We start from the raw sequence: 10,261 nt of genomic DNA on the forward strand, positions 1-10,261 counted from the left end.
AGATGGCGCGCCGCTCGGCCGGCTCGTATTGGGGAAGGCTCTGGTCCCAGAGGATCCGGCCCTCCACCATGTCCATCACGTAGAACATGGTGCCGATGACGCTGTCGTCCGTGCACAGGCCGTAGGTGCGGGCCACCGGGAAGCCGGTCGTGCCGAGCGCGGTGATCACCTTGTATTCGCGGTCGACGGCGTGGGCCGAGGGCAGCAGCTTGCCCGGCGGCTTGCGCCGCATGACGTACTTCTTGGTCGGGGTGACGAGCTGATAGGTCGGGTTGGACTGGCCGCCCTTGAACTGGCGCACCTCCAGCGGGCCGGCGTAGCCGTCCACGTTGGCCTTCATCCAGCGTTCGAGCGCGGCCTCGTCGAACTTGTGGGACTCCGCGACCTCTTTCGTGCCGGTGTTCAGCTGCTCGCGCTGCTGTTCGGCGGCGTCGACGACGGCCATGGGCGGCTCCCTTTTTCTAACGCTTGTTCGGCGCGACCATACCGACCCTGCTAGGGCGGCGGCAACGGCGAAAGTGGGCGGGTCACCCCCGCTCCAGCGCGCGCCAGCCGATGTCGCGGCGGAAGAAGCCGCCGGGCCAGTCGATGCGGTCGACGGCCGCGTAGGCCTTCGACAGGGCGTCCTGCAGCGAGGCCCCCCGGGCGCAGACGTTCAGCACCCGCCCGCCGGCCGCCCGCAAAGCGCCGTCCGAATCCTGCTTCGTGCCGGCGTGGAAGACGAAGACGTCGTCGCCGAAGTGCTGGTCGGCGCCGCGGATGATGGAGCCGGTGAGCGGGCTCTCCGGATAACCGTCGGCGGCCATCACCACGCAGACCGCCGCCTCGTTGCGGAAGGTGGGCGGCGGCAGCTGGTCCAGCGTGCCGTTCGCGCAGGCTTCCAGGTAGGCGACGATGTCGCCCTCGAGCCGCAGCATCAGCACCTGGCACTCCGGGTCGCCGAAGCGGACGTTGAACTCGATCAGCTTGGGACCATCGCGGGTGACCATCAGCTCGACGAACAGCACGCCGCGGTAGGGCGCGCCCTCGGCGGCGATGCCGGCGAAGGTGGGCTCCACCAACTGTTGCCGGACCTGCTCGATCACCTCGGGGGTGAAGACCGGCGCCGGCGAGTAGGTGCCCATGCCGCCGGTGTTAGGTCCCTGCTCGCCGTCGAAGGCGCGCTTGTGGTCCTGGGCCTCGCCGATCAGGGCGACGTTCTTGCCGTCGCAGAGGGCGAAGAGGGAGCCGATCTCGCCATCGAGATACTCCTCGATGACCACCCGCGCCCCGGCCGCGCCGAACCGGCCGCCGAGGGCGTCGTCGATGGCCGCCTCGGCGTCGGCCCGGGTCTCGGCGACGACCACGCCCTTGCCGGCGGCGAGGCCGTCGGCCTTGACCACGTAAGGCGCAGTGAAGTCGGTGAGCGCGGCCTTGGCGGTCGGTGCATCCTCGCAGATCCGGTAGCGGCCGGTCGGCAGGTTGTGGCGGTCGCAGAAGCCTTTGGTGAAGGCCTTGGAGGACTCCAGCCGGCCCGCCGCTGCGGTCGGCCCGAAGCAGGGGAAGCCCGCCGCCTCCATGGCGTCAGCCACGCCGGCCGCCACCGAAGACTCCGGGCCGATGACGATCAGGTCCGCCGCGATCTCCTTCGCCAGCGCCACGAGGGCGGGAACGTCAGTCGCGCCGACCGGCCGGACCTCGCAGCATTTGGCCATGCCGGGATTGCCGGGCGCGGCGACCAGGCGGGTCAGCTTGGGCGAGGCGGCGATTTTCCAGGCGAGGGCGTGCTCACGGCCCCCGGACCCGACCAGCAGGATGTTCATGGCGCGCGTTTCGCCCGCTTAGGGGCGGCCGGTCAAGCCGTGGCCAGCCAGCGCATGACCTCGGTCACCGCGACCGGGTCCTCGCCCTCGGCCGGGCGGCTCGGCGGCCAGGTGATCTCCAGCACGATGCCGTCCGGGTCCTCGAAGTAGAGGGAGTGCTGGTCCCCGTGCAGCTCCTCCCAGGAGGCGACGTCCGCTTCGGCCAGCTTGCGTTTCCAGCCGGCGTAGGCCTCGGCGCTCGCGGCGCAGAAGGCGTAGTGGCGGGCGTCCTTGGGCCGGGCGTCCACCGGGGCCTCCGGCGCGCCCCTCAGCGCCACGCACACCAGCTCGGCCCCGCCGCCGAGTCCGAAGAACATCATCAGGTACCGGTAGCCGTCCCAGTCCTCGCCGCTCATCTGGCCAGTCAGCGGCAGGCCGAGCAGGTCCCGGTAGAACCCCAGCGTCGCGCCGGCATCGCGCACCGGGAAGACGACGTGGTCGAGGCTGAGCATGCAGAACGCCTAGCACATTTGGGCGAACAGCATGATGTCGCGCGGGCCGCCTAGGGCTTCCGGAACCGCAGCACGAACTGGTCGGTCTTGCCACGGATGGCGGCGTCGAAGACGTTGGCGGTCTTCGGGTCCGACCGCTGATCTAGCAGCTGGTTGTCCTCGGCTTCGAGCTTGAAGCCGGCCGCCTCAAGCTCCCGCTTCACGATGGCGGGGTCAATCCTGTGCAGCGTGTGCGCGACCTCCAAGCCCGAGCCCGCCGCCGCTTCGTGGTCGACCACCAGGAGGACGCCGCCAGGTTTGAGGGAGCGGAAGAGCTCCGCGTTGACGGTCTTGGCCGTATCGGCCGGGAAGTGCTTCAGATGGAGGTCGTGGTAGTTCTGCACCGTGACTATGGCGTCGAGCCCGTCCGGCAGGTCCAGCTTCGCGAAAGACGACCGTAGGGCAGTGACGTTCGGCAGCTTGGCGGCGGCGTCGAGGGCCTCACCGTAGCTGGACTGGTACGCCACGAATTCTTCGGGCTGGTAGGCGATCACGCGGCCATTCGGCCCCACCGCAGCGGACAGGATGCGGGTGAAATAGCCGCCGCCGATGATGAAGTCGGCCACCTTGTCACCAGGCCTGATGTCGGCGAACGCTAGGGTCTCGCCCGGCTTGCGGGCGGCGTCCCTCGGCTTGTCCGCGTCCGTGCGCACGGGTGAAGCGAGTGCGGCCGAGATGTGGGCCGGGACGGCTTGCGCGAAGGCGGCGGGCGCGGCCGCGAGCGCCAGTACGAGCGCAGGAACGGAAATCTTCATGGCGTCTCCTCCAGAGGGAGGCGACGCTAGCACCGGCCGATCTACAGCGCAGCCTGCGCTAGCCCTCCAGGTCCAGCGCGTAGCCCGCCGAGCGCACGGTGCGAATGGGATCGGCCGCCTCCCCGTGGTTCAGCGCCTTACGCAGGCGCCCGACGTGAACGTCGACGGTGCGGGCCTCGACGTAGACGTCGGAGCCCCAGACGGCGTCCAGCAACTGCTCGCGGGAGAACACCCGGCCGGGGTTCTGCATGAAGTGGTCGAGCAGGCGGAACTCGGTGGGGCCCAGGTGGACCTCCTTGCCGTTGCGCTTCACCCGGTGGGCGACCCGGTCGATGGTGATGTCGCCGATGCGTACCCGGTCCTCGGCGAGGCCCGGCCGCAGGCGGCGCAACACGGCGCGCACGCGGGCCGACAGTTCGCTCATGGCGAAGGGCTTGACCACATAGTCGTCCGCGCCGGTGTCGAGGCCGCGGATGCGGTCGCTCTCCTCGCCCCGGGCGGTCAGCATGATGATGGGCACGTTGCGGGTCTCGGGCCGGGCGCGCAACCGGCGGCAGACCTCGATGCCCGACACCTTGGGCAGCATCCAGTCGAGGATGACCAGGTCCGGCAGGCGCTCCTTGACCTGGGTCATCGCCTCCTCGCCGTCGGGCGCGAGGGCCACTTCGTAGCCCTCCTTCTCGAGGTTGTAGTGGAGCAGCGTGGCGAGGGCGTCCTCGTCCTCGACCACCAGGATATTCGGCGTCATGGGGCCTCCTCCAGTCCCAGGGCGTCGGTCTTCGGACGCGCGGAGAGCATCTCCTCGCCCGTGATCTCGTAGTGGACGATCTCGGCGATGTTGGTTGCGTGGTCGCCGATCCGTTCCAGGTTCTTGGCGACGAACAGCAGGTGGGCGCAGGGCTCGATCGTGCGCGGATCTCCCATCATGTAGGTGAGCAGCTCGCGGAACAGGCTGTTGTAGTGCTCGTCCACCTCGTCATCCCGCGTCCAGACGGCGCGGGCGCGCTCGATGTCCAGGGCGGTGTAGGCGTCGAGCACCTCCTTGAGGCGGCCCAGCACCAGCTTGCCCATGCGGTCCAGCGGCCGGGTCAGGGCGGTCATCGGACCGGCGTCCTTGATGACCAGGCTGCGCTTGGCGATGTTCTTGGCCAGGTCGCCGCAGCGCTCCAGGTTGGAGGCGATCTTCATCGCCGCCACGGTCCGGCGCAGGTCGTTGGCCATCGGCTGGCGGAGGGCGATCAGCCGGATCGCCTTGCGCTCGATCTCGGCCTCGAGCACGTCCAGCCGGTCGTCGCGGCCCACCACGTCGGACGCCAACTTGGCGTTCTTCTTGACCACCGCGGTGATGGCGTCGGCCACCTGGGCTTCGGTCAGCCCGCCCATCCGCGCGCACTCGGCGGCCAGGGTGTTCAGCTCGTCCTCGAAGGACTTGACGATGTGTTCGTTCACGCCCGGCATCCTTCTTAACCGAACCGGCCGGTGATGTAGTCCTGGGTGCGAGTGTCCCGAGGATTGGTGAAGATCTCGTCGGTCGCCCCGGCCTCCACCAGCTTGCCCAGATGGAAGAAGGCCGTCTTCTGCGAAACCCGCGCGGCCTGGGCCATGGAGTGGGTCACGATGACGATGCAGTACTGGCTGCGCAGCTCGTCGATCAGCTCCTCGATCCTTGCGGTGGCGATCGGGTCGAGGGCCGAGCAGGGCTCGTCCATCAGGATCACCTCGGGGCTGACAGCGATGGTGCGGGCGATGACCAGCCGCTGCTGCTGACCGCCGGAGAGGCCGGTGCCGGGCTGGTGAAGCCGCTCCTTGACCTCTTCCCACAGGCCCGCCTTGCGCAGCGAGGACTCCACGATCTCCGCCAGCTCGGTCTTGTTGGTGGCCAGGCCGTGGATGCGGGGGCCGTAGGCGACGTTCTCGAAGATGGTCTTTGGGAAGGGGTTGGGCTTCTGGAACACCATGCCGACCCGCGCGCGGAGCAGCACCGGATCGACGCCGCGGTCATTGACGTCCTCGCCGTCGATCTCGATCCGGCCCTGGACCTTCGCGCCGGCGATGGTGTCGTTCATCCGGTTGATGCAGCGCAGGAAGGTGGACTTGCCGCAGCCGGAGGGGCCGATGAGGGCGGTGACCGCCCGCTCGGGGATGTCGAGGGCCACGTCGAACAGCGCCTGCTTGTCGCCGTAGAAGACGTTGACGTCGCGGGCGCAGACCTTCACCGGCCCGTTCGCGCCGGCGGCGGGCTTGTCGACGGCGATGTGGACGCCCGGCGTGTGGTGACCGGCGGCGTCATCGCGCTGGCGTGGCATCGGGGACCTCTGGCGGGACAAGGGACGCATGAACATCGGACGCCTCACCAACGCCTTTCGAAGCGGCGGCGCAGCAGAATGGCCGCCAGATTCATCACGATCATGAAGACGAGCAGCACCATGATGGCCGCGGCCGTGCGCTCGTGGAACGCCCGCTCGGAGGCGTTTTCCCAGATGAACACCTGCACCGGCAGCACCGTGGCGGCCGAGGTGAAGCTGTCGGGGGCGGCCGGCACGAAGGAAACCATGCCGATCATCAGCAGCGGCGCGGTCTCGCCCAGCGCATGGGCCAGCGACAGGATGGAGCCGGTCAGCACGCCGGGCATGGCCAGCGGCAGCACGTGGTGGAACACCGTTTGTGTGCGCGAGGCCCCGACGCCCAGGGCCGCCTCGCGGATCGAGGGCGGCACCGCCTTAAGAGCCGAGCGGGTGGCGATGATCACCGTCGGCAGCGACATCAGCGCCAGCACCAGGCCGCCGACCAGCGGCGAGGACCTGGGGATCGCCAGCCAGTTGATGAACACCGCCAGGCCCAAGAGGCCGTAGACGATCGAGGGCACCGCCGCGAGGTTGTTGATGTTGACCTCGATCAGGTCCGTCCAGCGCGTCTTCGGCGCGAACTCCTCGAGGTAGACCGCCGCCAGCACGCCGATGGGGATGGACAGCAGTGCGGTCACAAGCAGCATCATCGCCGAGCCGACGACCGCGCCCCAAACGCCGGCCTGTTCGGGCTCGGTGGAGTCGGACCGCGTCAGGAAGTCGATGTTGAAGCCGCTGGAGACCATGCCCTGGCGCTTCAGCTCATCCAGCCAATCGAGCTGCTGGTTGGTGAGCTTGCGCTCGCCCTCCGGCGCGTCGCGGCTGACGTGGCCCTTGTAGTAGAGCGCCGCGTCGGCGCGGACGGGGCCGGTGATCGTCACCGTCTTGCCGATCAGCGAGGGATCGTCGCGGACCTGGGCCAGCAGCTGGAAGCCCATGTCGTTGGAGATCAGCGCCATCACCTTCGCCGAGGTGACGCCGAACTCGTCGTCCTTGACCCCCAGCCTGGCCATGATCGCGTCGGTGACCATCAGGTTGTAGTTGGCGCCCGTGGGGTCGGCGCGGTCGATCCGGCTGGAGTCGAGGTGCACCGGCACCGTCATCTCGTAGCTGGCGAAAGTCGAATAGCCCTGCATGACGATCCGCCCGAGCAGGACCGCCAGGAAGCTCAGAGCGATGAGGATCGCCGCCCGGCCGTAGAACCGGAACCGGCGCTCGGCCGCGTAGCGCTTCTTCAGCCGCCGGGCGGCCGCATCGGACGGGCCGCGCGTGGCCGCCGGCGTGGGGAGGACCGCGTCAGTCATACTGTTCCCGGTACTTCTGGACGATGCGCAGGGCGATGATGTTCAGCCCCAGCGTCACCGCGAAGAGGGTCAGGCCCAGCCCGAAGGCCGACAGGGTCTTGGGGCTGTCGAACTCCTGGTCGCCGGTCAGGAGGGTGACGATCTGGACGGTCACGGTGGTGACCGTGTCGAGCGGGTTGGCGGTGATCTTGGCCTGCAGGCCGGCCGCCATCGTCACGATCATGGTTTCGCCGATCGCGCGCGAGACGGCCAGCAGCATGGCCGCCATCACCCCGGGAAGGGCGGCGGGCAGCACCACCTTCTTGATGGTCTCGGAGCGGGTGGCCCCCATCGCCAGGCTGCCGTCGCGCAGCGACTGGGGCACGGCGTTGATGATGTCGTCCGAGAGCGACGAGACAAAGGGGATCAGCATGATCCCCATGACCGCCCCGGCGACCAACGCCATCTGGTTCTGCACCTGCATCAGGTGCTGGCCGAGGGCGTCGAACGGGCCGCCGACCAGCTGAGCGCCCAGGGCGTTGAAGCCGCCACGAAACAGCGGACCCACCGTCAGGGCCGCGAAGAAGCCGTAGACGACGGTGGGCACGCCGGCGAGGATCTCCAGCAGCGGCTTGACCACGCCGCGAACCCCGCGGCTGGCGTACTCCGAAAGGTAGATCGCCGACAGCAGGCCGATGGGCGCGGCCACGGCCATGGCGATCAGCATGATCAGGAACGTGCCGACGAACAGCGGCACGGCCCCGAAGGCGCCGGTGGAGGCGAACTGGTCGGCCCGCATGGCGATCTGCGGGTTCCACTGGGTCCCGAACAGGAACTCCAACGGCGGCACCGCTTGGAAGAAGCGCCAGCTCTCGAACACCAAGGAGGCGACGATGCCGATGGTGGTCAGGACCGCGGCGACGGCGCAGCCCATCAGCACGCCGCCGACCCAGCGCTCCACCTGATTGCGCGCCCGAAGCTCAGGCCGAATCTTGGAGAAGGCGAAGAGCCCGCCGGCGATGGCGACCAGGGCGGCGATCGCCACCAGCCCGCCCCAGCCGAAGGGCAGCCGCCCGGCGAACCCGCCGCCGGCGACCAGCAGGATCAGCGCGGGGCCCACGGCCCACAGCGCGGCGTAGGCGCCGTAGTAGCCCGGCAGCGAATGGGCCGTCCCGGGCGGGCGTCCCGCCACCGCCGCCACGATGCGGCGCCGGCCCAACCAGAAGCTGCCGGCCGAGAGGGCGACGAGGGCCAGCAGTACGACCCAGATGGGCATGGGCGATGGGCGTCCGTTCTGAACCGGTCGGCCGGCGAGTCCCGCCCGGCCTTGGCCCGCCCGATAGACCTCCTACGCGACAGTTCTATGACAGTTGTGTCGCAATCCGCATCGGCGGGACCTCCGCCTCGGCGGGCTCCAGGATCGGCAGATAGGCGCTAAACGCGGTCCCCTGCCCCGGCGCGCTCTCCACCACCAGCCCGCCGTAGTGGCGGTTGAGGATGTGCTTGACGATGGCCAGGCCCAGCCCGGTGCCGAGGCGGTCGCCGCTCTTCTGCCCCTCCACCCGATAGAAGCGCTCGGTGAGCCTGGGCAGGTGCTCGCGCGCGATGCCCGGCCCCTGGTCCGACACCGTCACCGCGACGAACGGGCCCATTCCAAGGTCGGGGGTGAGCAGCGGCAGGCGATGGGCGTCCTTCCGTCGCGGGCCCGCCGCGGCCTCGGCCGGCAGCCCGGACTCCACGGCGATGCGAACCACGCCGCCTTGCGGCGAGTATTTCAGCGCGTTGTCGGTCAGGTTCTGGACCACCTGCACCAGCTGGTCGTGATCGCCGGTCAGCTGGGCGGGCGCCTCGGGCGTGTCGACCTCGATCCTGACGCCCCGCGCCTTGGCCTGGGGCGCCAGGGCGTCGGCCACATCGCGGGCGACTTCGACCAGGTTCACCGTGTCGGACGGCGGAACGTGCTCGCTGAGCTCGATCCGGCTCAGGCTGAGCAGGTCGTCGATCAGCCGGCTCATCCGCTCCGCCTGGGCCTGCATGATGCCCAGGAACCGATCTTGGGCGGCCGGGTCGCCACGGGCGTGGCCGCGCAGGGTCTCGATGAAGCCGCGCAGGGAGGTCAGCGGCGTACGCAACTCGTGGCTGGCGTTGGCCAGGAAGTCGACCCGCGTCTGTTCGATCCGGTAGAGTTCGGTGTCGTCGTGGAAGGTCAGCAGCGCCAGCCGCGCGCCATCGGGCCCCGGCTCGAGCGGGCGGGCGGCGACGCGCAGCACGCGGTCCTGGCTCCCGGCCGGCTCGTAGGAGGCTTGCGCGCCTTGCCCTTGGAACAGCGCCTCGTCCAGGGCGCCGAGCACATGCGGGTCGCGCAGCACGGTGACCAGGAGCCCCTCGTCCCGCTGGATGCGCAGGAGCTCCCGGGCGGCGGCGTTGACCAGCACGAACTTCTTGCCGATCGGATCGTCCGGCTCGCGCGCCGAGACCACCAGCACCGGGTCCGGCAGGGCGTCGAGCAGCCGCAGCCACGGCAGCGCCGCGCGCTCCGCCGAAGCGTTGATCAGCAGGGACGAGGCGGGCCCCTCCTCCCGCCGGCCCGCCACCGCCCCGGCCAGCAGCCCGGTGACCACCATGACGACCGCGATGGCCATCGCCGCCGCCCGCAGGTCAGCCCAGTCCGCCGCTGCCAGCGCCGCCAGCGAGACGGCGCCCACAGCGCCCGCAGCCAGGATCGGCCGCGCGGGGCGGCTGAGCCAGGTCGGCGAAGGCGGATGCGGGATCGGCACGGCGAATCTCCTGCCAGACTTTCATCCAACCCGTCATCCGTGTCAGGAGCATAACGGCCGCCCAGCCTGGGGGGACCAAGGCAGGAACCAGAGGTTTCCCGCCACGTTGCGCCCCTCGGGGAAGCAGCGGAGGGCGGCGATGACGATCCTGCAGGAAACCGAGCGCAGTTGGCCGGCCGCGGGCGCAGCGTCCGCGTTCGCCGACGAGGCCATCCTCATGGCGGTGAACGGCGCGCAGCTGCCGATCGTCATCGCCGACGCCAAGCGATTCGATCAACCGATCGTGTTCGCCAACGCCGCCTTCCTGGCCCTGACCGGCTACGCGGAGCCCGAGGTGGTCGGCCGCAACTGCCGCTTCCTACAGGGACCGGAGACGGACGCCGGAACCGTGGAGGAAATCCGGCGCGCGCTGGCGTCGGGCGCCGCGGCCTCGGTGGAGATTCTGAACTACCGCAAGGACGGAAGCCGGTTCTGGAACGCCCTGCAGGTCAGTCCGGTGCGGGACGCGACCGGCGAGGTGGCCTTCTTCCTCGGCTCGCAGCGCGACATCACCGCCAACCGCGAGGCCGAGCTGGAGCTGAAAGCCAGGGCCGAGCAGGCCCTCGAGGAGAAGACCGCCCTGCTGCACGAAGTCGACCACCGGGTGAAGAACAACCTGCAGCTCATCTCATCGCTGCTGCTGCTGCAGAGCCGCCGGACCAGCGAGGAGACCACGCGGGCGGCCCTGCGCCGCACCCTGGAGCGGGTCACCGCCGTGGCGACCGTCCAC

11 protein-coding genes are annotated in these 10,261 nt (G+C 69.8%); 1 reads left to right on the forward strand and 10 read right to left on the reverse strand.

Annotated elements, in window-relative coordinates:
- The 10 genes from VHK87_RS10995 to VHK87_RS11040 all read right to left on the reverse strand — a co-directional run.
- Positions 1-445: phosphotransferase (locus VHK87_RS10995; RefSeq protein WP_329634940.1), on the reverse strand; the 445-nt coding region annotated here is incomplete at its 3' end.
- A gap of 82 nt (positions 446-527) precedes the next feature.
- Positions 528-1,802 carry a phosphoribosylamine--glycine ligase gene (gene purD, locus VHK87_RS11000; RefSeq protein ID WP_329634941.1) on the reverse strand — a complete coding sequence of 425 codons (1,275 nt, stop codon included), beginning with the start codon at positions 1,800-1,802 and terminating at the stop codon, positions 528-530.
- Between the two features lie 32 nt (positions 1,803-1,834).
- Positions 1,835-2,293, reverse strand: coding sequence for a VOC family protein (locus VHK87_RS11005; RefSeq protein ID WP_329634942.1), 459 nt, complete (start codon positions 2,291-2,293; stop codon positions 1,835-1,837).
- A 50-nt stretch (positions 2,294-2,343) separates the two neighbouring features.
- Positions 2,344-3,087 carry a class I SAM-dependent methyltransferase gene (locus VHK87_RS11010; protein ID WP_329634943.1) on the reverse strand — a complete coding sequence of 248 codons (744 nt, stop codon included), beginning with the start codon at positions 3,085-3,087 and terminating at the stop codon, positions 2,344-2,346.
- Positions 3,088-3,145: 58 nt separating this feature from the next.
- Entirely contained in the window at positions 3,146-3,835 is a 690-nt protein-coding gene (gene phoB / locus VHK87_RS11015; protein WP_329634944.1) for a phosphate regulon transcriptional regulator PhoB, read from the reverse strand.
- Positions 3,832-4,536 carry a phosphate signaling complex protein PhoU gene (phoU, locus tag VHK87_RS11020; protein ID WP_329634945.1) on the reverse strand — a complete coding sequence of 235 codons (705 nt, stop codon included), beginning with the start codon at positions 4,534-4,536 and terminating at the stop codon, positions 3,832-3,834. Before phoU ends, phoB begins: the two co-directional genes overlap by 4 nt.
- 14 nt (positions 4,537-4,550) lie before the next feature.
- Positions 4,551-5,393 (reverse strand): phosphate ABC transporter ATP-binding protein PstB, encoded by an 843-nt coding sequence (pstB, locus tag VHK87_RS11025; RefSeq protein ID WP_414694140.1) that lies wholly within the window; start codon positions 5,391-5,393, stop codon positions 4,551-4,553.
- Positions 5,394-5,437: 44 nt separating this feature from the next.
- Positions 5,438-6,736 carry a phosphate ABC transporter permease PstA gene (gene pstA / locus VHK87_RS11030; protein ID WP_329634947.1) on the reverse strand — a complete coding sequence of 433 codons (1,299 nt, stop codon included), beginning with the start codon at positions 6,734-6,736 and terminating at the stop codon, positions 5,438-5,440.
- Complete coding sequence (pstC, locus tag VHK87_RS11035; RefSeq protein ID WP_329634948.1) at positions 6,729-7,991, reverse strand: phosphate ABC transporter permease subunit PstC; 1,263 nt, start codon at positions 7,989-7,991, stop codon at positions 6,729-6,731. The genes pstA and pstC overlap by 8 nt, the downstream gene beginning before the upstream one ends.
- An 85-nt stretch (positions 7,992-8,076) precedes the next feature.
- Positions 8,077-9,492, reverse strand: a complete 1,416-nt coding sequence (locus tag VHK87_RS11040; RefSeq protein ID WP_329634949.1) for a sensor histidine kinase — start codon at positions 9,490-9,492, stop codon at positions 8,077-8,079.
- A gap of 139 nt (positions 9,493-9,631) precedes the next feature.
- Between VHK87_RS11040 and VHK87_RS11045 the strand changes: the two genes are divergently transcribed.
- Positions 9,632-10,261: PAS domain-containing protein (locus VHK87_RS11045; RefSeq protein ID WP_329634950.1), on the forward strand; the 630-nt coding region annotated here is incomplete at its 3' end.

The sequence above is a fragment of the Phenylobacterium sp. genome, from assembly GCF_036263695.1.
Lineage (GTDB): Bacteria > Pseudomonadota > Alphaproteobacteria > Caulobacterales > Caulobacteraceae > Phenylobacterium.